We start from the raw sequence: 26713 nt of genomic DNA, 5'->3' as shown, positions 1-26713 counted from the left end.
ATGAGTACAAGGAAGCCACTCCTGTGGGTTAGCAGTAGCAAGAAAGATCTCAAGCAGATGCCCACTGATGTACAGGATGTTTTTGGTTACGCAATGGATTTGGCCCAAAGCGGTCTCAGACATCCAGATGCAAAACCTCTGAAGGGGTTTGGAGGCGCGGGCGTCCTCGAGTTGATTGAGGACTTTGATACGAATACCTACCGCGCCGTTTACACGGTCCGTTTTGGCAATGCGATTTACGTCCTGCATTGTTTTCAGAAAAAGTCGACCACGGGCATAAAAACCGCGCAGTGCGATGTCGATCTGATCCGAAAGAGACTTCAAGCCGCTCAGGACCATGCGAAAGGAACTTAGAAATGATTGAAATCGAAGAAGGCAGCGGCAACGTCTATCAAGACCTCGGCTTGCCCAACGCCAGTGAAATGCAGGTCAAGTCTCAACTCGCCGCAAAGATCGGTGAAATCATCAAAGCGCGTCATCTCACTCAATCTCAAGCTTCTGAAATCTTGGGGCTATCACAACCCAAGCTGTCCGAAATGCTGAGAGGAAAATTCCGCGGCATCAGTGAAGCCAAGATGATGGAATGCCTTTCCCACCTCGGCCGAGATGTGCAGATTGTGGTCAAACCGGCCCCCCGCTCTCGCAAAGAGGGCCGAATTGAGGTGGTGTTCGCGTGATACGGCAGTGCATCAAATAGTCGAAGACAACGCAGTGCCAACAAGGTGTTTAATCCTTGAACCCTGGATGCCGCAATTCCATCGAAGCCTGTTCGTAGCTGTATGCCATCGCAAACAACTGAGGCTCGCTCCACTGCTGGCCGTAAAAGAACACGGAGGTCGGCGTGTCGTCATCGCTCATGCCCGAGGGCAAGGTGATTGCCGGGTAGCCTGCGGCCGCAGCGGAGAACTGGGAAAAGCCATCCGACTCGGCGAACAGGGCATCCAGATTGTGCTCACGCACCTGCTCATCGATAGCGCCTTTGAAGTTCTGGCTGATGGTTGTAATCAGTGCGCTCGCCTCCTGATGGGAAAGCGCCGACGCGTTGATAGCCTCCAGCATCTGCTGGCCGTGTTGCTCCTCACCGGGGTTGGCCCGGTTGAAGTCGATCAGGGCCTGCAATGAATTGATCGGCAAGCCCTGGCGACTGGCGAGATATTCGGGCAGTTCATGCTTCATCCCGCCCATCAGGCCGTTAACGTAGTCATCGATGTCCGGCAGACGAACAGTCAACGGGACCAGCGTAGCGCCCTGCTCTTCCAGGGTGGCCATTGCGGCAAGCATCTCCAGACTCGGGTTCAATACCGTATCGTGGGACCCTGTGTACGCGATCGGATAACCGATCCGTTTGCCTTGCAAGGCTTCATTGGCAAGCAATGCGGTGTAGTCAACGCCTGTAGGAGCGTTGGCAGTGGCGCTGTCCGAAGCATCGGTGCCTTGCATGACGTTGAACAGCAGCGCGGCATCCCGCACGGTGCGGGTAAGCGTACCTGGGGTGTCTTGCAATCGAGTGATCGGCACAATGCCGGAGCGACTGAACAACCCCAGCGTCGGTTTGACGCCAATCACGCCGTTGGCCGACGCCGGGCAAGTGATCGAGCCATTGGTTTCAGTCCCCACGGCCAGCGGTGTGAAGCCTGCGGCTACCGCTACCGCCGGGCCGGAGCTGGAACCACAGGTGCTTTCACTCAGTACATGAGGATTTTTACCTTGGCCGCCGCGCCCGCTCCACCCCAATGGCAGAGACATATCACGCATACCCGACCATTCGCTCATGTTGGCTTTGCCCAGCAGGATGGCGCCGGCATCGCGCAGTTGTTTAACCGTAAAAGCATCTTGAGCCGCCGGCTGCCCGACCATGGCCAGTGACCCGGCACTGGTTTGCAGGCTGTCAGCGGTATCGAAGTTGTCCTTCAACAGGACCGGAATTCCGTGCAGCGGGCCACGGATGTTGCCTTGCGCACGCTCTTCGTCCATCGCAGTCGCGATGTCGAGGGCCTGGGGATTCATTTCAATGATGGCGTTGAGGGTCGGACCTTGCTTGTCCAGATCCGCTATGCGCGTGATGAGGTGTTGAACCAGCGCGACCGATGTCAGTTCGTTGCTGACCATCATCGCACTCAGCTCGCTGGCGCTTGCGTATTCAAGTGCTGCACTGGAGGGTGCCGCGAGGGCGACGCCGCTGCTCAGCGAAAACACGATGGCCTGCGCCAGCGTATTCATGTTGCGTTTAAAGCGGTATTTCATTTTCCAATCCTTGTTTAAGCCAATCACGAGTGAGTCATTTCACTCGCGACCAAGCCTACCGAAGCCGCAGGAAACGGCTGTCAGCAACAAGAACCAGAGCTGGTAGGAAAACTCACCCAGCCTTGTAGCTGCTACAGGCAACACGCCCTTTTTCTGACACCTCTTGTTCCACTTCCAACCACCATGCGTCCCCACGTTGCGGTTGCATCAGGTTAAACGCCTCGCCCATTTGCGGCGTGGTAATGGAAACGCTGCGCTCCCAGGCCAGTGCAAGAATGCGATCAAACGGTTCGTGCCACGCATGCATCGCCAGATCGAACGTGCCGTTGTGAATCGGAAATAACCAGCGCCCCTTGAGGTCGATGTGGGCTTGCAGGGTTTCTTCCGGTTGCATGTGCACGTGGGGCCATTCGACGTTGTAGGCGCCGGTCTCCATCAGGGTCAGGTCGAACGGGCCGTATTGTTCGCCGATGCGTTTGAAGCCATCGAAGTAGCCGCTGTCGCCGCTGAAGAAGATTCGTGTATCGCCATCGATAATCACCCACGAAGCCCACAGGGTCTGATTGCCATCGAACAGGCCACGGCCGGAGAAGTGCTGCGACGGGGTGGCGATGAAGCGGATGCCGGCGACTTCGGTGCCCTGCCACCAGTCGAACTGGCGGATCTTGCTGGCATCGATGCCCCATTTGACCAGCGTGTCACCGACGCCCAGCGGAGTCAGGAACACGTTGACCTTGTCCGCGAGTTTCAACACCGCTTCGTAGTCGAGATGGTCGTAATGGTTGTGCGACAGGATCACCGCTTCGATCGGTGGCAACTCGTCGATGCTGATCGGTGGCTGGTGGAAGCGTTTCGGGCCGGCCCATTGCACGGGCGAGGCGCGCTCAGCGAACACCGGGTCGGTGATCCAGAATTTGTCTTGCAGCTTCAGCAGCAAGGTCGAGTGACCGAGGCGAAAGACGCTGTGATTGGGGGCGGCGATCAGGTCGGCACGGGTCAGTGACTGCACCGGAATGGCCGACGCCGGACGGGTATTGCGCGGTTTGTGGAAGATCATGTTCCACATGATGCGCAGCATCTTGCGCACACCTTCACGTTGCACTGGAGCGTGGTTACGGAACGTCCCTTCTGCCTGGCGCGAAGCTTCAGGTACAGGACTGACCGCGGAAGAAATTGATTTGGCCATGACTGAATGACTCCAGAAAAACCGTGCAATTCACGGTTTTCCACGGTGGGACGATAAATGGCCAAGGCACGCACGCATCAGCCGGACATCTGGTTTTAGGTTGCACCGATTAACGCAACATTACACTGATCGGTGTACTTTCTAGGTTGCATCAAACCGGATGACAAGTAAACTGCCGAGTGTAATTTCATCTATTTCCTGCCGAATCGAATTTATGACAGCTCCAACGCGCCTCACCGACCGCAAACGCGAAGCCATCATCCTGGCGGCCATCACCGAATTCCGTGCCAACGGTTTCGAAGTCACCAGCATGGACAAGATCGCGGCCACTGCCGGGGTGTCGAAGCGCACGGTGTACAACCATTTTCCGAGCAAGGAAGAGCTGTTCGCCGAAATTCTCAACCAGTTGTGGGCACGAATCAGCACCGAGCAAGCCGTGTCGTATCAGCCTGATCACCCCTTGCGCGATCAATTGCGAACGATGCTGCTGGCCAAACTGCAGATGATGGCGGACGACAATTTCATGAATCTGGCCCGTGTCGCCATCGCGGCCGCGATCCACTCGCCCGAACGCGCACAGAACATGGTGGCGCGCATGGGCGAGCGTGAGGAAAGCGTGACCGTGTGGATTCGCGCCGCTCAGGCAGACGGTCGGCTGAAACCGGTCGACCCGGAATTCGCCGCGCATCAGGTACAGGGCCTGCTCAAGTCTTTCGCCTTCTGGCCACAGATTTCCATGGGCCAGCCGGCGCTCGACAACGCAACGCAAAATGCCGTGGTCGAATCGGCGCTGGACATGTTCCTGGCCTGTTATCAGCTCTAGATCGAGCCTGCGCCACGATTAAATGGCTCACAAGGACACTGAATTTTCCCGCTGGAATAAATGACAATATCTGTCATTGACCGATGAACGGTCGCTCTGAAGAATTACACTGGAAAGTGTTTCAGAATGAATCTGGCGAAGAACCTCATGGATAACCAACGCGGCAAAGGCTTGTCATTCGCCAGACGCATTTACCTGCCACGCGCCATCGGTTTGGGCGTCGGTTTCTTCAGTGTCGGCGCCGCGCTGTATCCGTTGAACATGCCGGCCTGGCTCTGGGCGCTGTTGCTGTTCAACGGTTTTCTCTGGCCCCACGTCGCCTATCAATGGTCGACCCGTTCGGCCTTCCCCTATCGCGCCGAGCGTCGCAACCTGCTTTACGACTCGGTGTTCGGTGGTTTCTGGACCGCGTGTTTCCAGTTCAACCCGCTGACCGCCGTGACCATTCTGTCGATGATGACCATGAACAATGTGGCCGCCGGTGGCCGGCGGCTGTTCCTGCTCGGCGCCCTCGCCCAGGTGATCGGCGTGCTGTTGGGCTGGTCAGTGTTCGGGGTCAAGTTCAACCTGACCACCACGCAAACCCAGGTCTGGGCGTGCCTGCCGATGCTCACTCTTTATCCGCTTGCACTGGGGATGGTCTGTTACCAACTGGCGATCAAACTCGCCGAACACAAACGCACCTTGAGCGCCCTGAGCCGCACCGACAGCCTCACCGGCCTGCTCAACCACGGCGCCTGGAAAGACCTGTTGCACCTCAAGTTCCAGCAGTGCCGCGACCACAACAGCCAAGCCACCCTGGCACTGATCGACATCGATCATTTCAAGGTGATCAATGACAGTTACGGGCACATCATCGGCGACGCGGTGCTGCAACAACTGAGTCGCGAACTGAAATCCGTGCTGGATGAAAGTGAGCTGGCCGGGCGTTACGGCGGCGACGAATTCTGCGTAATCCTGCCCAACCTGCCGCTGAGCAAAGCCGAAGCCCTGATGGAGCAACTGCGCCAGGCTCTGCATCAGTACCGCCATCCCGAGGTGCCCGAGTTGCGGGTCAGCCTGAGCATCGGACTGGCGCGTTTCCAACTGACCTGCCCGGACGCCCTCGACTGGCTGGATGACGCCGACAAAGCGTTGTACACCGCCAAGCACACGGGCCGTAACACGATCAGCGTAGCGTTGAGCCGTTCCAGCGCCTGACAAGCGTTGTACAAGATCCGGACCAACCACTTTCTTGTACAACTTTATAAACTTTGTATAAGATCGAGCTGTCAGCCTGGATGCTGGCACTATGAAGTCAACGCCGAACGTCGCCAGCATCTTCGGCCTGCCGCCGCGGGAACAGGGACAACACCTCTAGCCCTATTTCCGGAGCGCACCCAGCATGTTTTTCAATCGCCAGAAGTCTGTTGTCGACGACCTGCAACACACCCTCGCCCAGCAAACCGGCCTGCTCGAAGCCATCGACCGCTCCATGGCGGTGATCGAATTCAATCTCGACGCGGTGGTGTTGCGCGCCAATGACAACTTTCTCAAGACCACGGGCTATACCGCCGAACAGGTGATCGGCCAGTCCCACCGCCAGTTCTGCCCACCGGAATTTGCCCGCAGCAGCCAATACACCGAGCTTTGGTCGAAGCTGAAAAACGGTCAGTTCCAGTCCGGCACCTTCGAGCGCCTCGACAGCCAGGGCCGGCCGATCTGGCTCGAAGCCAGTTACAACCCGATCAAGGATGCTTCGGGTCGCGTGGTGAAAGTGGTCAAGTACGCCATGAACGTCACCGCCAAGGTGCAGCAGGAAAGCGAAGCCAACGCCAAGTTGCAGGCCATCGACCGCGCCATGGCAGTGATTGAGTTCGACCTCAATGGCAATGTTCTTACAGCCAATCAGAATTTTCTGACGCGCATGGGTTACACGCTCGCCGAGCTCAAAGGTAAACATCACCGCTTGTTCTGCACCGCAGAGCTGGTCAACAGCAGTGCTTATGATGACTTCTGGCGCCGGCTCAATCAGGGTGAGTTTTTCCACGGCCAGTTCGAACGCGTCGACAAGCGCGGGCAAACCGTTTGGTTGGAAGCCAACTACAACCCGGTCTACGACGCCGCCGGCCGCTTGTGCAAAGTGGTGAAGTTTGCCTCGGACGTCACCGCCCGGGTCGAGCAGCACGAGCAGGATGCGCGCAGCGCCAGCGCCGCTTATCACATCTCTGTCGCCACCCGAAAAGTCGCCGAGCAAGGCACGCAAGTGATCCAGCAAACCGCCAGCGAAATGCGCGAGATCGCCGAAGACATCGCCGAATCTTCGAACCTGATCGCACAACTCGGCGAGCGCTCCGAACAGATCACCACCATCGTCAACACCATCCGTGCGATTGCCGATCAGACCAATCTGCTGGCCCTGAACGCCGCGATCGAAGCGGCACGGGCCGGCGAGCAAGGTCGTGGTTTTGCCGTGGTGGCCGATGAAGTACGGCAACTGGCGGCCCGCACCAGCGGCTCGACGGCGGAGATTTCCAACATGATCGGCCTGATCCAGAGCGAAACCCGTCAGGCGATCAAGAGCATGGACGGCACTCGTGGACGCGCGGCGCAAGGCGTCGAACTGGCGGATCAGGCGGGGACGGTGATTCTGCAGATTCGCGATGGCGCCAGCGAAGCCGTGGAAGCGGTGAGCATGTTTGCCAACGAGCGTGCGCCGGGATAAGGCCAACACGGGCGACGCAGGGCTATAGTGACTCAACGTCCCAAGCCTTGCCGAGTCCGTCATGACCACCGAAAAAACCGAATCCGCCGCCCCTGTCGATCACCTGCGCTTCCACCGCCCCCACGCCCACCTCAACACAACCTTCGGCAACGACAAGTTCGCCTTGCGGGCCGAGGCGTTTGCGCGATTCTTCGGTACGCCGACCTTCCTCGGCGCGCAGACCCTGATCGTGGTGCTCTGGGTGTGCCTCAACATGTTTGGCGTCACGAACTTCGACGTCTATCCGTTCATCCTGTTGAACCTGGCGTTCAGCCTGCAATCGGCCTATGCCGCACCGCTGATTCTGCTGGCCCAGACCCGTCAGGCCGCGCGGGACAAGGCGCAATCCGACGCCGACGCGCAGCATCGCGAAGCCCTGGCCGTGGCCAATTCCGAGCGTCAGGCGCAGGCCGCAAAGAACACCGCGCAGTTGCTGGAACTGCTGGAGCAGAACACCCGGCTCACCGAAATGACCAAGAACCTCACCGAGCGCATCGAAGGCCTGACCCGCGAACTGCACGATCACATGCGTCAGAACCCGCAGGCCTGATCACGGCAAACGCAGCGCCCGCCCGAGTTCATCGAACAGTGTGACCACCGAGCGCAACGCACGGCAGTCCGGGCGGGTCAGCAACCAAAGCGCGGTGTCGTAGCCGTGCAGCGGTTCGCTCAAGGCTCGCAGGCCTTCGGTGATCAGAAAGTCCGGCAACGCCGCGACGCCCAGTCCGGCACGCACCAGTTCCGTCACCGATAACATGCTGTTGCAGCGATAGCCCGATGTCACGCCCGGCAAGTGCTGGCGACGCCAGACGACGGTCGGGTGATCGGGCAGGAAATCGTCCGGGGCGATCCAGGTCAGGACGTTCAGATCGACCGCTTCAACATTTTGCAGATAATGCTCGCTGGCACAGACCCGGTAGGAAATCTTCGCCAGCTCCCGTCCGACCAGGTGCTCCGGTGGCGTGCGCGTCAGGCGCAAGGCGATGTCGGCGTCGCGACGGCTGAGGTTGGCAAAGTCGTTGGAGGTGCTCAGTTCGATGGTCAGCGCCGGGTAGTTCGGCATGAACTGCGCCAGTGCCGGCAGCAGCAGACCTTGCAGCACCGAGTCGGTACAGGTCAGGCGTACCGTGCCGCTGATCACTTCGCCGCCCTGCTCCACACCGATTCGCGCCGCCTCCAGTGCCTGCTCGGCGCGCTCGGCCTGCTCGGCTAAAGTCTGCGCAAGGCTGGTGGGCAGGTAACCGGCGCGGCTTTTTTCGAACAGTTGCTGACCGAGCGCGGCTTCCAGTCGGCGCACGGCGCGAAACACCGTCGACACGTCGACCTTCAGCAGCTGCGAGGCCCGGGCCAGAGAGCCGCCTCGCACCAGGGCGAGAATCAGCGCCAGATCCGGGAAGTCGAGTCGATAGTGCGTCGCTGCATTAATCACTTGGGGAAACGCCCATATTGAGTGCGTGAACGCCAATCTATAGTGAGCGTCATCCCTCAACAAGCACAGCGAACACTCATGGAATCCAGAGCCCTGCGCATCGCCCTGATCGGTGACTACGACCCAAAAGTCACCGCCCACCAAGCCATCCCCGTCGCCCTCGGGCTTGTGGCGGAACACATCCGCCGAGCAGTCGATTTCGAATGGCTGCCCACGGACGGGATTCACCTCGATACACCGCTCGAGGGTTTCGACGGTTTCTGGTGCGTCCCGGCCAGCCCCTACAAAAGTGAAGACGGCGCACTAAGAGCGATCCGTTTTGCCCGCGAACAGCAACGACCGTTCCTCGGCACCTGCGGCGGTTTTCAACATGCGGTGCTGGAGTTTTCCCGCCACGTACTGGGCTGGGCCGATGCAGAGCACGGCGAAACCTCGCCCGATTCCAGCCGCGCGGTGCTCACGCCGCTGACCTGCTCGCTGGTGGAAGCGGTGGACAGCATCCATCTGGTGCCCGGTTCGTTGATCGCCAAGGCGTACGAAACGTCCGAGACCCGTGAAGGCTATCGCTGCCGTTTTGGTGTGAATCCGCAGTTCGAACGGGAATTGCTGACCCATGACCTACACGCCGTGGGCCACGATTCGGCGGGCGATCTGCGCGCCATCGAACTGAAAAACCATGTGTTCTTCGTCGCAACGTTGTTCCAGCCGGAACGTGCGGCGCTCAAAGGTCTATTGCCACCGCTGGTGCGGGCATTTGTCGAAGCCTGCGCGGAGCAACGGGCATGATCGCCGAAACGCCAGAAGCGCCGTACTACGCGGTGATCTTCACCTCGACCCGTACCGAAGGTGATCAGGGATATGCCGAAGCTGCCGAGCGCATGGTTGTACTGGCGCGCGAGCAACCGGGATTTCTCGGCGTGGAGTCGGCCCGAGGGGCGGATGGGCTCGGGATCACGACCTCCTATTGGAACAGTGAAGCGGCGATTCTGGCGTGGAAACACCATCCCGAGCACCAGGCAATTCGCGAGCGCGGACGTTCGACCTGGTACTCGGCATGTCATACGCGGGTGTGCAAAGTGGAGCGCGATTATCGATTCGGATAGTCAGCCCTTCACCAGACTGCGCACCGCCACAATCTCCGGCACTTCACGCTTGCTCATGTAAACCCGCAACGGCTCGGTGATGTTGATCCGGTCATCGATGTGCTGATCGAGCAGCAACTGGATCAACTCGCGCTTGAGGGTCATGGTCTGTTCGGTGGCCGGTGCCCAGACGAATTCGCTGGCGGGAATGATGCCGTCATCGGCCACGTCCATGCCGAACGAGTCTTCGCTGAAACGCACGATGTATTGGCCGGTCTTGCGATTGAGGCCGACAAAACCCTTGAGGTCGTCGGCCGCCTGGCAGATGAGTTGGGATGTGATGCGCATGGTAAACCTCACAAGAGTGATCGAAGGTTTACACGCAGGGCATTGAGGCACACCCTCTGCCGGGGTGGTCGCCGTGGCCAAGCGTACTGCAAACAAACGCACAAAAGTGCGGAAATTTTCGCTTTCAGTACGTTTATGTCGGTCTTGCGATAGCACGTTTTCGTTTGAGTTGCTAAAAGGGACATCTTCGAAAATACCTGCGAAAGGACCTCGACATGCCCGCCACGTTTACCAAAAGCGCTCTGCTGCTGAGCCTGATGCTCGGCCTCGGTCAGGCCCATGCTGCCAGCCAGCCAAACCCGGTTGCGCTCGCTGCCTCCGAGGGCATTCCGCACCCGGCGGTGATCGCCCACCGTGGCGCCTCCTTCGATGCACCGGAATCCACCGCAGCCTCCTACAAACTGGCCCGCGACCTCGGCGCCGACTACCTGGAAATGGACCTGCAGCGCAGCAAGGACGGCGTGCTGTTCGCCCTGCACGACAACAACCTGCAACGCACCACCGACGTCGCCAGCAAGTTCCCGGACCGCAAGGACAGCCCGGCCAACGCCTTCACCATGGCCGAACTGAAAACCCTGGATGCCGGCAGCTGGTACAACAAGGCCTACTCGGATCGCGCGCGTCCGTCCTACGCCGGCCTGAAGATTCTGACCCTGGACGAAATCATCGACATCGCCCAGGCCAACCCGCAGCACAAGCCGGGCCTGTACATCGAGACCAAGGAACCGCAACTGTTCCCCGGTATCGAGCACGACCTGAAGGAAAAACTCCAGGCTCGCGGCCTGCTGATCCCGGCCGGCGCCAAGCAGCCAAAAGACGCCACCAGCGTCGGCGCGGGCAACGGTAAAGTGATCCTGCAAACCTTCGAGAAGAACAGCCTCGAACTGCTGCAAAAGGAAATGCCGCAGGTGCCGAAGATTCTGTTGCTGTGGGTTGGCGAAGGCAGCATCGAGCCGAAATCCAAAGTGACTTTTGCCGACTCCGGCGAGAAGGACAAGAACACGTTCTACGGCAAACAAGAGCCGAAATCCGAAGCTGAATTCAAGCAATGGGTCGACTACGCCAAGGCTCAGGGCGCCATCGGCACCGGTCCTTCGGCCAAGCTGACCCACGGCGGCGATCAGAGCTATTCGGACCTCGTGCAGCCTTGGATGAACAAGTACACCCACGACAAGGGCATGCTGGTGCACGTCTACACCGTCGATGAGCCGGTGGACTACGAGAAAGTCATGGCTGCCGGCGTCGACGGCATCTTCACCAACCGTGCCAGCGAACTGCTGAAGTTCTACAAACGCCCGGCCGCCGCCAGTGTGGATCAGGTGTTGAAGAACAACGGTTTCTGATGCAACCGGACACCCCGTGGACAGGCCGCCTCTGGCTGGGGCACGACTATGGCCTGATCCACGGGATGTCGGGGCGCACTGCGCCCCACTCCCACTACGCTCACCAACTGATTCTTGCGCCTGACCGGCCGTTGACTGTGCTGGTCGAGAGCGTACCCGTCACCACTTCCCGCCTGCTGATTACGTCCCAGACTCGTCATGCGATTGTCGAGGCGCCGGACCCTGTGTTCACCGTGTACGCCGAACCGTTGCGGTTTGAGGCCCAGACGTTGCGCGATGCGCTGTTCGACGTTGAGTTGTCGCTGGCGGCACTGGATCACGCCATTGGCCAATGTCCGCGTCGTGAGTTGAGCGATCCGCGAATCGAACGAGCCCTCGCCACTGTCGATGCCTCGCTGTCGAGCAAAGTTGCCGCCAGTGCCGTGGCTGATTCCGCCCATGTTTCCCTGAGCCAGTTGCAGCGGCTGTTTGTCAGTCAGGTCGGACTGCCAGTACGGCGACTGGTCCTGTGGCGACGACTGCGACTGGCGATGGCTTTAATAATCGCCGGCAGCCCGGTGACCGACGCCGCCCACGACGCCGGGTTTGCCGATTCCGCGCACTTCTCCCGCAGCCTGAAAAAACTCTTCGGCGTCACCGCCCGCCAGGCGTTGCAACACATCGAATTGCGTCTGCTGGACTGACTCAACGTCTCAAGCCCTCCGGCACTTTCGGTTCCTTGCCCAGCGTTGCCGGTTCGAACGGATCGAACAACTGCGCCATATAGTCCCGTGGAAAATCCGGACGACTGCCGATGCCCAGATCGCCCGCGCCGATCCGGTAATTCTCCGTGTAAAAACCGGTGCCCAGCAGCCAGTCCCAGAGGGTAAAGAACAGCCCGAAATTGACGTCACCGGCACGCCCGTACTTCATATGATGAAAACGGTGCAGCGGCGCCCAGGCGAAGATCCAGCGCAGCGCGCCGACTCGCATGTCGACGTTCGAATGCTGCAGCAACAGCTGAATCGCAATGGCGAATGCCAACAACACCGCGACCTCGGACGGAATGCCCAGCACCAGCAACGGCAGCAGCCCCGCCGTCGCCTCCAGCAATTGATGCAGCGGATGTTTCATCAAACCGTTGAACCCGTAGAGCCGCTCGACGCTGTGATGAATCGCGTGCAGCCGCCACATCCACGGCACGCGATGGCTGGCGTAATGCATCAGGCTCACGCCCGCATCGGCAATGAAAATCGCCAGGCCGACTTGCAGCCACAGTGGCCAGCTCGACGGCCAAGCACCGTCAATCGCAATCAGCGTCACCAGCCCCGGCAATGCCAGCAGGCCGAGGGCGTTCAACGCTTCGTTGATCAACGCGTGGAGCATGTCGCGACGGCGATCGCCGGTCGGGCGGTTCCAGCTCACTTCATAGGGCAACACCCATTCCGCCACGAACGACACCGCCAATGCCACAGCAAACAACGGCATCAACCACAGTAGCGAATGCCCCGCCAACCCAATCCCGCCGCCGATGAATCCAAGCCAGAACAACGGCGCATACAACCACGAAAAGATGCGTTTCATGTCCACCTCCATTAATCGAAGGCAGAGCATGAAAGTTACCCGCGAACGGCGATTGAACAAACGACGCAAACACCCACGGCGTTTTTTTAAGGGTGAATTAAGTTGCGGTGGCTAACCTGAACTCACTTGAACGAATCACCCAAAGGAATAACCGATGAAAACCTTGACTGCCCTGTTTACCGCTGCCGCCCTGACCCTCACCGCTGGCCTGGCCCAGGCTGACGTTCGCGTCGATCAGATCCCTGAGCTGGTCAAGTCCGGCAAGATCAAGCCACTGGAAGAATTGAACAAGATTGCCCTGGCCCTGCACCCGGGCGCGACCATCGTCGACACCGACCTGGACAACCATTTCAACGGCTATGAGTACGAAGTCGAGCTGCGTACTGCCGATGGCAAAGAATGGGACGTGGATCTGGATGCGGCAACCGGCAAGGTCCTGAGCAACAAGCAAGATCACTGATTGCCCCGCAAGACAAAGCCGCACGATTTTCGGATCGTGCGGCTTTTTTGTGTCTGGCGTTTGGCTGAAACCATGTTTCGCCAGGGAGCCCCTACCCCCTCACCCCAGCCCTCTCCCCCAGGGGGGCGAGGGGGAAAGGGAGCCGATCGGGGGATGCTCCAGTCCTGAGTTCAACACAAGATTTTCAGGTCGGTGTACTTCGAACATTCAACTCCGTCAGTCCCCTCTCCCTCGGGGAGAGGGCTAGGGTGAGGGGAACGGCTTCACGCGGTCGTGCTGACCAGCGAGCCAGACGTACTCGAATCAGACTCCTGCAACGCCGCCAACAACGCCGCCGTCGCCGTCTGCAACGAAGCCGAAGTCGTCGCGATCTGCGACTGCGCAGCCGCAACATCCGCCGCCTTGGCATCCTGACTTTCCTGTTTGGCCTGAGCCGCTTGCAGCGCTTGCTGTTGTTCCTGCAATTGCTTCTGCAACTCGGCAATCTGCTTGCGCAGTTCTTTCACCGTATCCGATTCATCGCTGCTGGAGCTGCTGTCACCCGACGGTGCAGCACCACCGCCCGCCGCCACTTTGCTGGTGTCGGCCTTCACACCGGTACTGGCCGCTGCTGTGGTCGAGGTGTCATCGCCCGTGTCGGCAATCGAGGTTTTGCTGGTGGGTGTGGTGACGGTCTGATTGATCGAAACAGACGTGATGCTGACCATGGGAAATCTCCAATGACGGTTATGAATAACCGGCCATCGGCGGCGGCCTGCACGAATTGAGATCGACTGTGTACCGACTCGGTAACCGGGCCGGTACACAGTCACTGGCGGGTCAGACGCTCAGGCGAGCGGTGACATCGTTCAGTTGGCCGGACAGACCGTGCAGGTTCTGGCTGGCGCTTTCGGTGCGCTGCACGTTGTCGAGGTTGGTGCTGGCAATCGACGTGATCTCGGTCAGGTTGCGCGAGATGTCTTCGGCCACCGACGTTTGCTCTTCAGCCGCCGTGGCGATTTGGCGGTTCATGTCGCGGATCGCTTCCACCGCATGGGTGATGCGCTCGAGCATGGCGCCGGCCTGGGTCACTTGCTCGACGCTTTCGTCGCTGCGGGTCTGGCCGCTGTCGATGGCGTGGGCCGCATCCACCGCGCCGGTCTGCACGCTCTGGATGATCTGGTTGATCTCGATGATCGACTCCGCCGTACGCTGCGCGAGATTGCGCACCTCATCGGCCACCACCGCAAAACCACGCCCGGCTTCACCGGCCCGGGCCGCTTCGATGGCGGCGTTGAGCGCCAGCAGGTTGGTCTGCTCGGCGATCCCGCGAATCACTTCCAGCACCTTGCCGATGCGACCGCTGTCGGCTTCCAGACGACGGATCACTGTGGCGGTGTTGGCGATTTCGCCGCGCATCTGGGTGATGCTGTGGATGGTGCTCTGCATGACCTTCTCGCCCTGCTGGGCGGACTGGTCGGCATCGTCCGCAGCACGCGCTGCGTCGGCCGCATGACGGGCGACTTCCTGGGCGGTGGCGGACATTTCGTTCATCGCCGTGGCTACCTGATCGGTGCGGTTGAACTGCTCGTTGGTCCCGCCGGCCATCACGGTGGCGATGGCGTTCAACTCGCCGCTGGCGCTGTCCAGATCCTTGGCGCTGCGCTGCAGGTGGTTGAAGGTTTCAGCGAGGAAGTCGCGCAGGGTGTTGGCGGCGGCGGCCAGGTTGCCCAACTCGTCCTGACGGCTGCTGGACACACGCTCGACCAGACGGCCCCTGCTCAACTGGGTGACGTAGTCGATGAGTTTGCGGATCGGCTCGACCAGGTTGCGGTTGACCAGCCACAGGCTCAGCAAACCGATCAACAGGCCGGATGCGAGCATCACCAGAATCCCCAGCAACACGGTGCGATCAGCACTGGCACTGATCAGCGCCGACTGTTCGGTGCCCTGCTTGCGCAGTTCGCCCACCAGTTCGCTCATCTGGTCGCTGGCGGCGCGGTCGACGCCTTTGACGGCGGTGTCGCCCGCGGTCGGATCGGCACCGGCAGCTACGTAGGCATCGCGACCTTTCTGGTAGGCGGCGCCGAGCAGACGGTGTTCTTCACGCAGACGTTCGATGCGGGTTTTCAGCGAAGGCTCGAGGCCTTTCTGATTGGCCAGTTCACCGAGGATGTTCTGCACATCGCGCTGGCGATCTTCGAACTGGCCCCAGTACTTGGCCAGGTCTGCCGGTTGCTTGCCGCGCAGCAGGACGTTTTTCCACTCCTGCACCTGCACCTTGAATTGCAGGTTGGCTTCGTCGATCAGTTGCGACGTGTGCAAGGGGCCGGCAATCAACTGGCTGTAGTTCTGCACGCCGTTGGACAGGAAATGAAAGCAGGCCAGCGCGATCAACAGCATCGCCAACAGACTGCCGCTCAGCAGGGCGAGAATTTGCGCTCTCAGGGATTTTTGCAACATCGCAGGTACTCATGACAGGGATGAGGCACGTCCGGTAAGACGTGAATTGTGGCCGGACATCCGTGTCGGCGAACCTTGGCTCTTGGCCGAAGGCGCGCAACCTAACTCATGCGTGATCGGCGTGCCAGAGGGCTTCTTGAGAAAAATCCGACCGCCGGTAAGGCATTGATTCTGGCGTCATTTAGCTGTCACCAAAACGTCACACTGCATTGCAATGATGCGGCTCAGGTGAATCTGCAAATCCCGCGACAGACGCCCTCCTCCCAGCGAGACTTCATGAACCACAGCCTCGATATCAGCCATCGCGATCCAGACCTGTTCGGTTTGCTCTACGGTTTTCGTTTTCGTCCCGGCGAGCGTGGTCGCGAAGTCGACTCGGCGACTGCCCTGCGCTGCCTGCAAGACGACAGCGATGGCGATGAGTTTCTCTGGCTGCACCTGAACCTGGCCCACGCCGCTTGCGAGCGCTGGATGAAAAGTCATCTGCAATTACCCGAAGAGTTTTTCGAAGCGCTGCATGAAGGCTCGCGCTCGACCCGTATCGAGCATGTCGATTCGGCGTTGCTGGCGGTGGTCAACGACGTGGTGTTCAACCTCAGCAGCATGGTGTCGTCGGACGTGTCGACGCTGTGGGTCTGCGTGCGCAGCAAACTGATCGTCAGTGCGCGCCTGCAACCGCTGCACTCGGTGGACAAGCTGCGTTCGTCGGTGAAGGCCGGCGAGTGCTTTCGCTCACCGTCGGAATTGCTCGTGCACTTGCTGCGCGACCAGGGCGAAGTGCTGACCCAGATCGTGCGCAAGACCAGCATGAGCGTCGATCAGGTCGAGGACGAGTTGCTGTCCTCGCGACTGTCGACCAACCGCGCCGAACTCGGCGCCAACCGTCGGGTGCTGGTGCGCCTGCAACGACTGCTGGCGCTGGAGCCGGGTTCGCTGCTGCGCCTGCTCAATCGGCCGCCACCGTGGTTGCAGAAGGAAGACGTGAAGGAGCTGCGCAAGTCCACCGAGGAGTTCGCGCTGATCATCAACGACCTCACGGCACTCGGTGAGCGGATCAAGCTGTTGCAGGAAGAGATCGCCGCCAACCTCAACGAGCAGAGCAACCGCACGCTGTTCACCCTGACCGTGGTGACGGTGCTGGCGCTGCCGATCAACATCATTGCCGGTTTCTTCGGCATGAACGTCGGCGGTGTGCCGCTGGCCACTGATCCGGAAGGGTTCTGGATTCTGGTGGCGCTGGTGGTGACGTTTACCGTGATTGCCGGGCGCTGGGCGTTTCGCAAGCGCGGGGATTACTGAGCGCTGCCGAGCGCCGACACGCTCGTTCCCACGCTCCGCGTGGGAATGCATCAGGTGACGCTCTGCGTCACAGGGACGCGGAGCGTCCCGGGCGGCGTTCCCACGCAGAGCGTGGGAACGATCAGTCACTATTAAGCAAGACCAGCGGCGCGGCTAATCCGCCAAACACTGATCTGCCGCAGTCTCTCTGTAATATTTAGCAACGATCATGGGCAACACTCCTTCCCCCGCTCAGGATTGTCCTCCCATGGCTACTCCCTCCCTGACCGCCAGCCCGGCCTCCGCCCCCAGCGGCAGGCCGGCGCTCGACAAGAAAACCGGCCCCTTCACTTACGTGGTGTTCTTCGCCGTACTGGCCATGGGGATGCTGTTCACGGCCTACAGCCTGATGCACGACATGCACGAACTCGGCACGGTGGTCACCACCTGGACCCCGTTCCTGCTGCTCGGCGTGGCGCTGTTGATTGCGCTGGGTTTCGAGTTCGTCAACGGTTTCCACGACACCGCCAACGCCGTGGCCACGGTGATCTACACCCACTCGCTGCCACCGAATGTGGCCGTGGTGTGGTCGGGTTTCTTCAACTTCCTCGGCGTGTTGCTTTCGAGTGGCGCGGTGGCGTTCGGCATCATCGCCCTGCTGCCGGTCGAGCTGATTCTGCAAGTCGGCTCGTCCGCCGGTTTCGCGATGATCTTCGCCCTGCTGATCGCCGCGATCCTGTGGAACCTAGGCACCTGGTGGCTGGGCCTGCCGGCCTCGTCGTCGCACACGCTGATCGGTTCGATCATCGGCGTTGGCGTGGCGAATGCCCTGATGCACGGTCGCGACGGTACCAGCGGTGTGGACTGGGCCCAGGCCACCAAGATCGGTTACGCACTGCTGCTGTCGCCGCTGGTGGGTTTCGGTTGCGCGGCGCTGTTGCTGCTGGCATTGCGCGCGTTCGTGAAGAACCGCTCGCTGTACAAGGCCCCGGAAGGCAACACCCCGCCGCCGTGGTGGATTCGCGGTCTGCTGATCCTGACCTGCACCGGCGTGTCGTTCGCTCACGGTTCCAACGACGGCCAGAAAGGCATGGGCCTGATCATGCTGATCCTCGTTGGCACCCTGCCGATGGCTTATGCGCTGAACCGCACCATGCCGGCGGATCAGGCGTTGCAGTTCGCCGCCGTGGCTGAAGTCACCCAACAGGCGCTGGTAAAAAGCGCACCGCTGCCGGCCCCGGCCGATCCGCGTCCGGTGCTCTCGGATTACGTGCGCAGCAAGCAAGCCTCGCCGCAACTGGTTCCGGCCCTCGCCGCACTGACCGGGCACATCGGTGAAGAAGTCAAAGGCTACGGTTCGCTGTCGAAAGTCCCGGCCGAGGCCATGGGCAACGTGCGGAACGACATGTACCTGGCCAGCGAAACCATTCGCCTGATGGACAAGAACAAGGTCGGCACCTTCGACGCCGACACCACCAACAAACTGCAATTGTTCAAACAGCAGATCGACAACGCCACCCGGTTCATCCCGCTGTGGGTGAAGATCGCCGTGGCGATTGCGTTGGGGCTGGGCACCATGGTCGGCTGGAAGCGGATCGTGGTCACGGTCGGCGAGAAGATCGGCAAGACGCACCTGACTTACGCCCAGGGCGCGTCGGCTGAAACGGTGGCGATGCTGACCATCGGCGCCGCCGACATGTTCGGCTTGCCGGTGTCGACCACTCACGTGTTGTCCTCGGGCGTGGCCGGGACCATGGTCGCCAACGGTGGCGGCCTGCAGATGAAGACCATCCGCAATCTGCTGATGGCGTGGGTGCTGACGTTGCCGGCGGCGATTCTGCTGTCGGGCAGCCTGTATTGGTTGTTCACCCAGATCTTCTGATCAACCGAAATCCCCGTGAGAGCCTTTGCTCCCACAGGGATTTGCGGCAGGAATCAGAGCGTCGAACGAATCAACTCCCCCAACCAGTCCATGAACACCCGCACCCGCAACGGCAAATGCCGCTGCCGGGCGTACAGCAGTGAAATGCCCATCGCCGGCGCGGTGTATTGCGGCAACACGGTCACCACCTCACCGGTGTCCAGATAGGTATTCATGCCGGTACGCGGCACCTGAATCAGACCAAATCCACCCAGGCACGCCGATTCGTAGGCATCGGTGCTGTTGACCGTCACACTGCCCGCCATCGGCAAGCGGTAGATCTGTCCGTCCTGCTCATAGACAAACCCTTCCGATCGCGAACCCAGCACACCGACGTAATGCACCAGTCGATGCTGCGCCAGATCCTCAAGGGTCTGCGGCACACCGTAGCGCTGCAGATATGCGGGGCTGGCGCAGTTGATCATGCTGAAATCCCCCAGATGTCGCGCCACCACCGACTGATCGGGTTGCGCGCCGATGCGCACCACGCAATCGAAGCCTTCGGCGAGCAGGTCGACCCGGCGATCGGTGCTGCTGATTTCCAGTTCCAGGTTCGGATGGCGCGCAATGAATTCGGGCAACTTCGGCATGATCAGCCGCCGCGACAGAATGTTCGGCATATCGACCCGGATCCGCCCGGTCAGCGACGCTTCGTCCTGACGGAACAGGTTCTCGATTTCGTCCATGTGCGACAGCAGATCCTTGCTGCGCTCATACAACGCAAGGCCGTCCTGAGTCGCCTGGACCTTGCGCGTGGTGCGTTGCAGCAGACGCGTGCCGAGCAGGGTTTCCAGCGCCTGCACCTGCTCGGACACCGTCGAGCGCGGCAGCCCCAGACTCTCCCCCGCCATCGTAAAACTCGACAATTCGCTGACCCGGACGAAGGTGCGCAGCAGTTCCAGTTTGTTCATGGGCCACCTTTTGATTGTTCGGACATACCGACCAGTGATTCCGGTTTCAGTCTGTTTATCACCCTGCAGCGGATAAATAAACTTTGCTGCATCAACCGTCACTGCTCTCGAGGAAGACCCATGAATCGCAAAATCGCATTGATCACCGGTGCCAGCCGTGGCCTCGGCAAGAACGCCGCCCTGCACCTCGCCGCGCAAGGCGTGGACATCATCGGCACCTACAACAGCCGCGCCGATGAAGCGCAATCGTTGGTCGAGGAATTGAAAACACTCGGCGCCAACGCCGTGATGCTGCAACTGGATGTCGGCCGCAGCGAAGGCTTCGCCGATTTCGCCGTGCGGGTCGGGCAAGCGCTGCAACAGCTCGGACAGTCGCGCTTCGACTTCCTGATCAACAACGCCGGGATTGGTGTGCATGCGTCCTTCGCCGAAACCACGCCGGAGCAGTTCGACCTGCTGATGAACGTGCAGTTGAAAGGGCCGTTCTTCCTGACTCAGCAACTGCTGCCGCTGATCAACGATGGCGGGCGGATCATCAACATCTCCAGCGGTCTGGCCCGTTTCACCCTGCCGGGTTATGCCGCCTACGCGGCGATGAAAGGTGCGATGGAAGTGCTGACCCGTTATCAGGCCAAGGAGCTGGGTGCGCGGCAGATCGCCGTGAATATCCTCGCACCGGGCGCCATCGAAACCGACTTCGGCGGTGGTGCGGTGCGCGACAATTCGGCGCTGAACGCCATGGTCGCCAGCAACACCGCCCTGGGCCGTGCCGGGCAGCCGGATGACATTGGCGGTGCACTGGCGCTGCTGCTGTCGCCGGGCGCGCAGTGGATCAACGGTCAGCGGATTGAAGCGTCGGGCGGGATGTTTCTCTAAACCCGGCAAAAATCCCGGACAAAAAAAATCGCAGCCCTCGCAGGCTGCGATTTTTGTTTTCAGTTCTGGCAGACGCTGCGCATCACCAGCCGCTCGCGCACCACGTCATAACCCCAGTGATAGACGTAGGTGTACGGCAGGAAGAACAGCAGCACGCCAATGTCGAGCAGGAACGCCTGCCACAGGCTGACCGACAGCCACCAGGCAATCAGCGGCACGCCCATCACGATCAACCCGCCCTCGAACAGCAGCGCGTGCACCACCCGCACCCAGGCGTTGTGGGCGATGTTCCAGCGTTTGAGCAGACGGTCGAAGAAGCCGTTGAACACCACGTTCCAGCCCAGGGCCAGCAACGCGATGGCCATGGTGACGGCACCCATTTCGACCAGCGGTTTGCCCATGATCCACGCCAGCAACGGCGTACAGATCAGAATTGCCAGCAGTTCGAAACCGATGGCCTGGAAGATACGTTCAGTGATGGATTTGTTGGCAGTCATGGCCGAGTTCCTCTGTGAAGATGGTTGCCATGTTCCAGCACCACACCGATACTTCATAACCAATAACCATCGATCAAGGCGATAGTTCATGGCCTCTCAGGAAGTGTTGCTCGCGTTTGTCCAGGCCGCCACTCAAGGCTCTTTTTCGGCAGCGGCGCGCAAACTCGGGCGCAGTCAGTCGACGGTGAGTGCGGCGGTGGCCAGTCTTGAGATCGATCTGGACTTGATCCTGTTCGACCGCAGCAGCCGCAAACCGGCCCTGACTCCGGCCGGTCACGTGATGCTGCAACGGGCCGAGGCGATTCTGTCGGCCACCAGCCGCCTGGAAATGACCGCCCGGCAATTGGCCCAGGGCGTCGAGCCGAAACTCACGGTGGCGATTTCCGACACTTATCAGTCCGACCGTTTCGAGGCGGCACTGGTGGGCTTCGAGCAGCGCTATCCGGATCTGGAGCTGGAATGCCTGATCGCCGAGTGCGATGACCTGATCGAACTGGTGCAACGCGGTCGGGCGCACCTGGCATTCGCCGAGATGCAGGACAACTACCCGCCGGACCTGGCGACCTCGACCGTCGCCGAACGCACTGAAATCGCCCTGTTCGTCGGCCGTAATCATCCGTTGGCGACGCAGGAATCCATCGATCAAACAGTCCTTGAACAGCATCGCGAGCTGCGCCTGGCCACCATCGTCAATCCCTATGACAGTCGCGGCAAAGGCCGGGTGTGGTCGGCGCCGAGTTATCTGATGCTGCTGGAGATGGCCGAAAAGGGCTTCGGCTGGGCACCGCTGCCGCGCTGGCTGGTGGAGCGTTTCGGTAACGATCTGCTGGTTGAGCTGAAGGTGCGCGGCTGGCCGAAGCCGGTGTTCGTCGATGCGCTGTGGTCGCGGCTGTACCCGCCGGGGCCGGCGGGGAGCTGGTTGCTGAGCAAGATGCTCGAGTGACGATTCAAGCGGCAATCGCCGGCGGCCGATTGTGTTGAAAGTACTCATGCAACCCGCGCATTGCCGGCAATTCCAGCGCCTGCGCCGCGTAGCACAACCCCACCCGCCGGGTCGGCGCCGGCAGGTGCAGCGCACGTACGACGATGCGTTCATGCCCGCTCACCAACGACTGCGGCAACATCGCCACGCCGACACCCGCCGCCACCATGTGCAACGCCTGTTGCAGTGAACCGGCATGCCCCGCCACCGCTTCCGGCGAGCGTCCGTAAAGCGCCATCAACCGCTGATGGGACGGATGTTGCGGGCAGGTGATCCAGTCCTCGATCGGCGCCCAGCCTGCCTGCGCGTTGGCCATCGGATGGTCGAGTGGCAGCGCCATCACGTAAGACTCTTCCCACAGCGGCAGAAACAGTTCGTCCTCGCAGCACATTTCCTCGACCGCCAACCGGCCATCGCCGTGGCAGCCTTCCTCAAGCGTCAGCAGCAGATTGGGCAACGCCTGATAGGCCATGCGCACAAAGGCTTCGATGTGACTGGCGGCGATGTCACCCTCGATGCCGAGGGTCAGCGGCGCGCGGTTTTCGCGGCCGCGAAACATCCGGCTCAAGGCCTCGGATTCGGCCACCATCCGTCGCGCCTGCGGGTACAGCAGCCGCGCTTCGGCACTGACTTCTACGCCACGGGGCTGACGCACGAACAGCGTCGCGCCGAGTTCTTCTTCCAGCTGTTTGATGGTCACCGACAACGTGGGCTGACTGATGAACAGCCGTTGTGCGGCAGCGGTGATGTTGCGTTCCTCGAACACCGCGAGGAAGGCTTTGAGATGGCGGATATCCATAGGAAATTCCGATAGCAGACAGAGGAATAAGGCATTTTTCAGCCTCCAGCGGGCTAAATATACTGCGCTTCGAATCTGGTCATTTGTTTTTCTTATCTCAGGAGTTCAACCATGAGCAAGCCATTGATCATCATCACCGGCGCCAGCTCGGGCATCGGCGAAGCCACCGCACGGCGCTTGAGCGCTGCCGGTCACCCCCTGCTGTTGCTGGCGCGCCGTATCGAACGCCTCGAAGCGCTGGCACTGCCGAACACCCTCAGCCGCCGCGTCGACATCACCGACCGCGCCGCGTTGCTGGCCGCCGTTGCCGAGGCCGAAGCCCAATTCGGCCCGGCCGATGCGCTGATCAACAACGCCGGGGTGATGCTGTTGGGCGAGATGAGCAAACAGGACCCGGCGCAGTGGGACCAGATGCTCGACGTCAACGTGAAGGGTCTGCTCAACGGCGTGCACGCGGTGGTCGCCGGGATGATCGAGCGCAAGCACGGCACCATCATCAACGTCAGCTCGGTGGCCGGGCGCAAGACGTTCCCGAACCATGTGGCGTATGTCGGCACCAAGTTCGCGGTGCACGGGTTGTCGGAAAACCTGCGCGAAGAGCTGTCGCCGCATAACGTGCGCGTGACCACGATTGCGCCGGGTGCGGTGGAGACCGAGTTGTTGAGCCACACCACGGATGAGGCGATCAAGACCGGGTATCAGGCCTGGAAGCAGGACATGGGTGGGACGGTGTTGAGTGCCGAGGATGTGGCGACGGCAATTGCTTATGCGTATGGGCAGCCGCAGGGGGTTTGTATTCGGGAGATTGTGATGGCGGCTACGCGCCAGCAGGCCTAAAGGCGAAAGGCAAAATCAAAAGTTCCCTCACCCCAGCCCTCTCCCGGAGGGAGAGGGAGCCGACCGAGGTGTCTTGCGTCTTACATCGACCTGAAAAATCGAGTCGATTATGGATTTAGAGCAAATCGCTCACGTCAGCACCGAGGTGTCTTGCGTGATACGCCGACCTGAAAGATCTGGTCGATTATGGATTCACGACGAATCGTTCAGGTCGGCGTATCTCTCCAATATCCCCGGATCGGTCCCCTCTCCCTCCGGGAGAGGGCTAGGGTGAGGGCAAGCGATCCAAAGCCGAAAGCCGCCCTTCAATAAACCGCCGCTCCGGCTCCTGCCGAGTCAATTCCAAGGCCCGCCGATAAGCCGCCCGAGCCTCCTCAACCCGCCCCAACTGCCGACAAAACTCCGCCCGCGCCGAATGCGCCAGGTGGTAGTCCTGCAGCTCCCCACGGTCCAGAATTCCTTCAATCAAGGTCAACCCGGCCAGCGCCCCATCACGCTTGGCCACCGCCACCGCCCGGTTCAACTCGATCACCGGCGACGGCACCGCCCGCAGCAACACCTCATACAGCCCGACAATCTGTTCCCAATCCGTCTCCCCTGCCGTCGGCGCTTCGGCATGCACCGCCGCAATCGCCGCTTGCAGGCAATACGGCCCGAAGCGTCCGGTGGTCAGCGCCCGCTCTACCAGATCGCAGCCTTCGGCAATCAGTTCGGTGTTCCACAATCCGCGATCCTGATCATCCAGCAGAATCAGCTCACCGCTTGGCGTCGACCGCGCCGAACGCCGCGACTCATGCAACAGCATCAGTGCCAGCAAGCCCATGACTTCCGCATCCGGCAATAACTCCAGCAGCAGACGCCCCAGACGAATCGCCTCACGGGTCAAATCCTCGCGGGTCACCTGGGCGCCGCCGGACGCCGAATAACCCTCGTTGAACACCAGGTAAATCACCCGCAGCACACTGTCGAGGCGCTCGGGCAACTCGCTCAGGCTCGGGACTTGATAAGGGATTTTCGCATCGCGAATCTTCGCCTTGGCGCGCACGATGCGCTGGGCAATCGCCGCCGGGGCCGAGAGAAATGCGCGGGCGATTTCCTCGGTGGTGAGATCGCAGACTTCGCGCAGGGTCAGCGGCACTTGCGCGTCCGCCGCCAGTGCCGGGTGGCAGCAGGTGAAGATCAGGCGCAGGCGATCGTCTTCCACGTCTTCAACGTCCCATTCGGACTGTTCCAGCTCCTCCAGTTGCGCCAGCAACAAGGGCTGCGACGCCTTGAACCGTGCGCGCCGACGCAACACATCAATCGCCTTGAAGCGCCCGGTGGACACCAGCCACGCCCGCGGATTGTCCGGCACGCCGTCGCGTTGCCAACGCTCGACCGCGACGAAGAACGCCTCGTGCAAGGCTTCTTCGGCGAGGTCGAAATCGCCGAGCAGACGGATCAGGGTCGCGAGGATCCGCCGCGAGTCTTCGCGATAGACCTGCGCGACCCGAGCAGCGACCTCAGACATTCAACTGCCGCACGGGACGCACTTCGACACTGCCGACCCGGGCCGCCGGAATGTTGCCGGCGACCTGGATCGCTTCGTTGAGGTCCCGCGCGTCGATCAGGTAGAAACCGGCCAACTGCTCCTTGGTCTCGGCGAACGGGCCGTCGGTGATCGACAACTTGCCGTTGCGCATGCGCACCGTGGTGGCGGTCTGCACCGACTCCAGTGCTTCGGCGGCGACCATCCGGCCGCTGCCCTGAATCGACTCGGCGTAGGCCCAGCATTCGGCGTCTTCCGGGCTGTCGGGCGACGAATGCAGCAGGCGCTCATCGCTGTAGACCAGGCATAAATACTTCATGGCGTTCTCCTGAATCGGACGGATCAACTATGGCTGAAGATCAGGGTTTCACATCAAACAGGGTCGAGCCAGTCATCGGATCGAACGGCGCCGACCAGTGTTCGTGGGCGATTTTCCACGCCCCGTCGACCAGCCGATAGCAGGCGGTGGCGCGCATCCAGCAACTCTGGGTTTCGCCTTTTTCATTGGTGCCGCCGCAATTGGCGACCCAGTGGGCGAAGGCGATGTTGTCCCCGGTCTCGATGGCGATTTCGTGGAATTCGAAGATGTGCGGGCCAGGGCACATTTCCATGCAGGCCACCCAGTGGGCGCGGTAGGCCTCCTTGCCCTTGAATTGCAGGGCCTTGATCGCATCGAACGAGAGGATGTCGTCGGCGTACAGGGTCATGACCTTTTCCACGTCCTTGGTCATGACGGCCTGACGGTAGGTGTCGATCACGGCTTGAATCTGCGCTTGCGTACTCATGGGTTTTCTCCCTGGTTTTTGTTGTGAAGACACACTTGGTCGCTTGGCGATTGGCCGGATCGACAGCTGAAACAAAAAAATTCCAGAGAACGCAAAATCGCTAGAATCCGAGGCTCATCTTTGTAGGAAAAAGGAAATTCCCGTGTCAGCCCGACTCGTGCCTTACGAAAGCCTGAACACCACCCAACGCCAACAGGTCGAGGCCATTGAAATCCACGCCGAGCAGATCAAGTTCTCCGGCGACATCCACGGCGCCCTGCACACGCTGCTGTCGAAACCCGGCCCCGGCGTGAAAGGTTTTGCGCTGCTGGCCGAAGACGTACCGGTGGCCTTCCTGCTGCTCAAGCGCCCGCCGGTGTTGCCGGAATGGGCCGATGAGCACAGCGCCACCCTGCATGCGTTGCAGGTCGATCACCGGGCCCAGGGCAAGGGTTATGGCAAGGCTTGCCTGCTGGCGCTGCCGGACGTTGCGCGCCAGGCCTGGCCGGAAATCAAAGGGCTGGAACTGTCGGTGGACGCTGACAACGATGCTGCGATTGCGCTGTATGCCAAGTACGGTTTCGTCGACAGCGGCGAAGCGTACAAGGGGCGCATCGGTTACGAGCGGCGCATGGGCCTGTTCTTTTAATCGTCGAG

At 60.7% G+C, this 26713-nt stretch carries 30 protein-coding genes and 2 pseudogenes; 18 read left to right on the top strand and 14 right to left on the bottom strand.

Annotated features, from left to right (window positions below):
• Both AC07N4_RS23365 and AC07N4_RS23360 read left to right on the top strand, forming a co-directional pair.
• The gene (locus tag AC07N4_RS23365; RefSeq protein ID WP_102621050.1) at positions 1-354 is read left to right on the top strand and encodes a type II toxin-antitoxin system RelE/ParE family toxin; all 354 of its coding nucleotides are present in this window, start codon (positions 1-3) and stop codon (positions 352-354) included.
• A 2-nt stretch (positions 355-356) separates the two neighbouring features.
• Positions 357-677 carry a helix-turn-helix domain-containing protein gene (locus AC07N4_RS23360; RefSeq protein WP_102621051.1) on the top strand — a complete coding sequence of 107 codons (321 nt, stop codon included), beginning with the start codon at positions 357-359 and terminating at the stop codon, positions 675-677.
• A 49-nt stretch (positions 678-726) separates the two neighbouring features.
• On the opposite strand, the gene AC07N4_RS23355 is transcribed toward AC07N4_RS23360, so the two are convergent.
• Both AC07N4_RS23355 and AC07N4_RS23350 read right to left on the bottom strand, forming a co-directional pair.
• Positions 727-2244: an amidase family protein gene (locus AC07N4_RS23355; RefSeq protein WP_493065972.1), complete on the bottom strand. Its 1518-nt coding sequence runs from the start codon at positions 2242-2244 to the stop codon at positions 727-729.
• 112 nt (positions 2245-2356) lie between these two features.
• Positions 2357-3430 carry an MBL fold metallo-hydrolase gene (locus AC07N4_RS23350; protein ID WP_493065973.1) on the bottom strand — a complete coding sequence of 358 codons (1074 nt, stop codon included), beginning with the start codon at positions 3428-3430 and terminating at the stop codon, positions 2357-2359.
• A gap of 214 nt (positions 3431-3644) precedes the next feature.
• Here AC07N4_RS23350 and AC07N4_RS23345 point away from each other — a divergent pair, with 214 nt between their 5' ends.
• The 5 genes and pseudogenes from AC07N4_RS23345 (at position 3645) to AC07N4_RS23325 (ending at position 7546) form a co-directional block, all read left to right on the top strand.
• Positions 3645-4253, top strand: coding sequence for a TetR/AcrR family transcriptional regulator (locus AC07N4_RS23345; protein WP_096818148.1), 609 nt, complete (start codon positions 3645-3647; stop codon positions 4251-4253).
• Positions 4254-4400: 147 nt separating this feature from the next.
• On the top strand, positions 4401-5453 hold the full coding sequence (locus tag AC07N4_RS23340; RefSeq protein WP_493066063.1) for a diguanylate cyclase: 1053 nt from the start codon (positions 4401-4403) through the stop codon (positions 5451-5453).
• A gap of 184 nt (positions 5454-5637) precedes the next feature.
• Positions 5638-6411: pseudogene (locus tag AC07N4_RS23335) on the top strand (PAS domain-containing protein); the annotation flags it as partial.
• Between the two features lie 87 nt (positions 6412-6498).
• Positions 6499-6957 carry a methyl-accepting chemotaxis protein gene (locus AC07N4_RS23330; RefSeq protein ID WP_493072592.1) on the top strand — a complete coding sequence of 153 codons (459 nt, stop codon included), beginning with the start codon at positions 6499-6501 and terminating at the stop codon, positions 6955-6957.
• A 61-nt stretch (positions 6958-7018) separates the two neighbouring features.
• A complete protein-coding gene (locus AC07N4_RS23325) occupies positions 7019-7546 on the top strand; it encodes a DUF1003 domain-containing protein (RefSeq protein WP_273535638.1) in 528 nt (175 codons plus the stop codon).
• Here AC07N4_RS23325 and AC07N4_RS23320 read toward each other — a convergent pair whose 3' ends face one another.
• Positions 7547-8488, bottom strand: coding sequence for a LysR family transcriptional regulator (locus AC07N4_RS23320; RefSeq protein WP_493065974.1), 942 nt, complete (start codon positions 8486-8488; stop codon positions 7547-7549).
• Between the two features lie 15 nt (positions 8489-8503).
• Between AC07N4_RS23320 and AC07N4_RS23315 the strand changes: the two genes are divergently transcribed.
• Together AC07N4_RS23315 and AC07N4_RS23310 are read left to right on the top strand one after the other, a co-directional pair.
• Positions 8504-9211, top strand: a complete 708-nt coding sequence (locus AC07N4_RS23315; protein ID WP_493065975.1) for a CTP synthase C-terminal region-related (seleno)protein — start codon at positions 8504-8506, stop codon at positions 9209-9211.
• A complete protein-coding gene (locus tag AC07N4_RS23310; RefSeq protein WP_493065976.1) occupies positions 9208-9528 on the top strand; it encodes an antibiotic biosynthesis monooxygenase family protein in 321 nt (106 codons plus the stop codon). The genes AC07N4_RS23315 and AC07N4_RS23310 overlap by 4 nt, the downstream gene beginning before the upstream one ends.
• Here the strand turns inward: AC07N4_RS23310 and AC07N4_RS23305 are convergent, their stop codons facing one another.
• The gene (locus tag AC07N4_RS23305; protein ID WP_085730336.1) at positions 9529-9855 is read right to left on the bottom strand and encodes a DUF2025 family protein; all 327 of its coding nucleotides are present in this window, start codon (positions 9853-9855) and stop codon (positions 9529-9531) included.
• 215 nt (positions 9856-10070) lie between these two features.
• On the opposite strand from AC07N4_RS23305, the gene AC07N4_RS23300 reads away from it, so the two are divergent.
• Both AC07N4_RS23300 and AC07N4_RS23295 read left to right on the top strand, forming a co-directional pair.
• On the top strand, positions 10071-11198 hold the full coding sequence (locus tag AC07N4_RS23300) for a glycerophosphodiester phosphodiesterase (RefSeq protein ID WP_493065977.1): 1128 nt from the start codon (positions 10071-10073) through the stop codon (positions 11196-11198).
• Entirely contained in the window at positions 11198-11881 is a 684-nt protein-coding gene (locus tag AC07N4_RS23295; protein WP_493065978.1) for a helix-turn-helix transcriptional regulator, read from the top strand. The genes AC07N4_RS23300 and AC07N4_RS23295 overlap by 1 nt, the downstream gene beginning before the upstream one ends.
• A 1-nt stretch (position 11882) precedes the next feature.
• On the opposite strand, the gene AC07N4_RS23290 is transcribed toward AC07N4_RS23295, so the two are convergent.
• Positions 11883-12761: a sterol desaturase family protein gene (locus AC07N4_RS23290; RefSeq protein WP_493065979.1), complete on the bottom strand. Its 879-nt coding sequence runs from the start codon at positions 12759-12761 to the stop codon at positions 11883-11885.
• A 154-nt stretch (positions 12762-12915) separates the two neighbouring features.
• Here AC07N4_RS23290 and AC07N4_RS23285 point away from each other — a divergent pair, with 154 nt between their 5' ends.
• Positions 12916-13221, top strand: coding sequence for a PepSY domain-containing protein (locus tag AC07N4_RS23285; protein WP_065259299.1), 306 nt, complete (start codon positions 12916-12918; stop codon positions 13219-13221).
• A gap of 263 nt (positions 13222-13484) precedes the next feature.
• Here the strand turns inward: AC07N4_RS23285 and AC07N4_RS23280 are convergent, their stop codons facing one another.
• The 3 genes and pseudogenes from AC07N4_RS23280 to AC07N4_RS23270 form a co-directional block, all read right to left on the bottom strand.
• Positions 13485-13928: a hypothetical protein gene (locus AC07N4_RS23280; protein WP_493065980.1), complete on the bottom strand. Its 444-nt coding sequence runs from the start codon at positions 13926-13928 to the stop codon at positions 13485-13487.
• 112 nt (positions 13929-14040) lie between these two features.
• Positions 14041-14745, bottom strand: a complete 705-nt coding sequence (locus tag AC07N4_RS23275) for a methyl-accepting chemotaxis protein (RefSeq protein ID WP_371858321.1) — start codon at positions 14743-14745, stop codon at positions 14041-14043.
• A gap of 228 nt (positions 14746-14973) precedes the next feature.
• A pseudogene (locus tag AC07N4_RS23270) lies at positions 14974-15084 on the bottom strand (hypothetical protein); the annotation flags it as partial.
• A gap of 855 nt (positions 15085-15939) precedes the next feature.
• Here AC07N4_RS23270 and AC07N4_RS23265 point away from each other — a divergent pair.
• Positions 15940-16962, top strand: coding sequence for a transporter (locus AC07N4_RS23265; RefSeq protein WP_025112871.1), 1023 nt, complete (start codon positions 15940-15942; stop codon positions 16960-16962).
• 247 nt (positions 16963-17209) lie between these two features.
• On the top strand, positions 17210-18823 hold the full coding sequence (locus tag AC07N4_RS23260; protein WP_102621319.1) for an inorganic phosphate transporter: 1614 nt from the start codon (positions 17210-17212) through the stop codon (positions 18821-18823).
• 53 nt (positions 18824-18876) lie between these two features.
• Here AC07N4_RS23260 and AC07N4_RS23255 read toward each other — a convergent pair whose 3' ends face one another.
• The gene (locus tag AC07N4_RS23255; protein WP_493065981.1) at positions 18877-19773 is read right to left on the bottom strand and encodes a LysR family transcriptional regulator; all 897 of its coding nucleotides are present in this window, start codon (positions 19771-19773) and stop codon (positions 18877-18879) included.
• A 120-nt stretch (positions 19774-19893) separates the two neighbouring features.
• Between AC07N4_RS23255 and AC07N4_RS23250 the strand changes: the two genes are divergently transcribed.
• A complete protein-coding gene (locus AC07N4_RS23250) occupies positions 19894-20649 on the top strand; it encodes an SDR family NAD(P)-dependent oxidoreductase (RefSeq protein ID WP_096818176.1) in 756 nt (251 codons plus the stop codon).
• 59 nt (positions 20650-20708) lie between these two features.
• Here AC07N4_RS23250 and AC07N4_RS23245 read toward each other — a convergent pair whose 3' ends face one another.
• Entirely contained in the window at positions 20709-21146 is a 438-nt protein-coding gene (locus tag AC07N4_RS23245; protein WP_273535658.1) for a multidrug/biocide efflux PACE transporter, read from the bottom strand.
• 88 nt (positions 21147-21234) lie between these two features.
• Between AC07N4_RS23245 and AC07N4_RS23240 the strand changes: the two genes are divergently transcribed.
• A complete protein-coding gene (locus tag AC07N4_RS23240; RefSeq protein ID WP_273535660.1) occupies positions 21235-22089 on the top strand; it encodes a LysR family transcriptional regulator in 855 nt (284 codons plus the stop codon).
• Between the two features lie 4 nt (positions 22090-22093).
• On the opposite strand, the gene AC07N4_RS23235 is transcribed toward AC07N4_RS23240, so the two are convergent.
• Positions 22094-22927, bottom strand: coding sequence for a LysR family transcriptional regulator (locus AC07N4_RS23235; RefSeq protein ID WP_493065982.1), 834 nt, complete (start codon positions 22925-22927; stop codon positions 22094-22096).
• A gap of 111 nt (positions 22928-23038) precedes the next feature.
• Here AC07N4_RS23235 and AC07N4_RS23230 point away from each other — a divergent pair, with 111 nt between their 5' ends.
• On the top strand, positions 23039-23764 hold the full coding sequence (locus AC07N4_RS23230) for an SDR family oxidoreductase (RefSeq protein WP_011335572.1): 726 nt from the start codon (positions 23039-23041) through the stop codon (positions 23762-23764).
• 265 nt (positions 23765-24029) lie between these two features.
• Here AC07N4_RS23230 and AC07N4_RS23225 read toward each other — a convergent pair whose 3' ends face one another.
• The 3 genes from AC07N4_RS23225 to AC07N4_RS23215 are packed head-to-tail and all read right to left on the bottom strand — an operon-like array spanning position 24030 to position 26077.
• Positions 24030-25274, bottom strand: coding sequence for an RNA polymerase sigma factor (locus AC07N4_RS23225; RefSeq protein ID WP_493065983.1), 1245 nt, complete (start codon positions 25272-25274; stop codon positions 24030-24032).
• Complete coding sequence (locus tag AC07N4_RS23220; RefSeq protein WP_007951101.1) at positions 25267-25611, bottom strand: YciI family protein; 345 nt, start codon at positions 25609-25611, stop codon at positions 25267-25269. The genes AC07N4_RS23225 and AC07N4_RS23220 overlap by 8 nt, the downstream gene beginning before the upstream one ends.
• Before the next feature lie 40 nt (positions 25612-25651).
• Positions 25652-26077, bottom strand: a complete 426-nt coding sequence (locus AC07N4_RS23215; protein WP_102621312.1) for a YybH family protein — start codon at positions 26075-26077, stop codon at positions 25652-25654.
• A 142-nt stretch (positions 26078-26219) separates the two neighbouring features.
• On the opposite strand from AC07N4_RS23215, the gene AC07N4_RS23210 reads away from it, so the two are divergent.
• Positions 26220-26705, top strand: a complete 486-nt coding sequence (locus tag AC07N4_RS23210; protein ID WP_493065984.1) for a GNAT family N-acetyltransferase — start codon at positions 26220-26222, stop codon at positions 26703-26705.
• The last annotated feature ends 8 nt before the right edge of the window (positions 26706-26713 follow it).

It is taken from the genome of Pseudomonas sp. GW821-FHT09E04 (assembly GCF_059416185.1).
The sequence above is the reverse complement of the archived record's forward strand: the minus strand, read 5'-3'. Positions and strand labels throughout refer to the sequence as shown.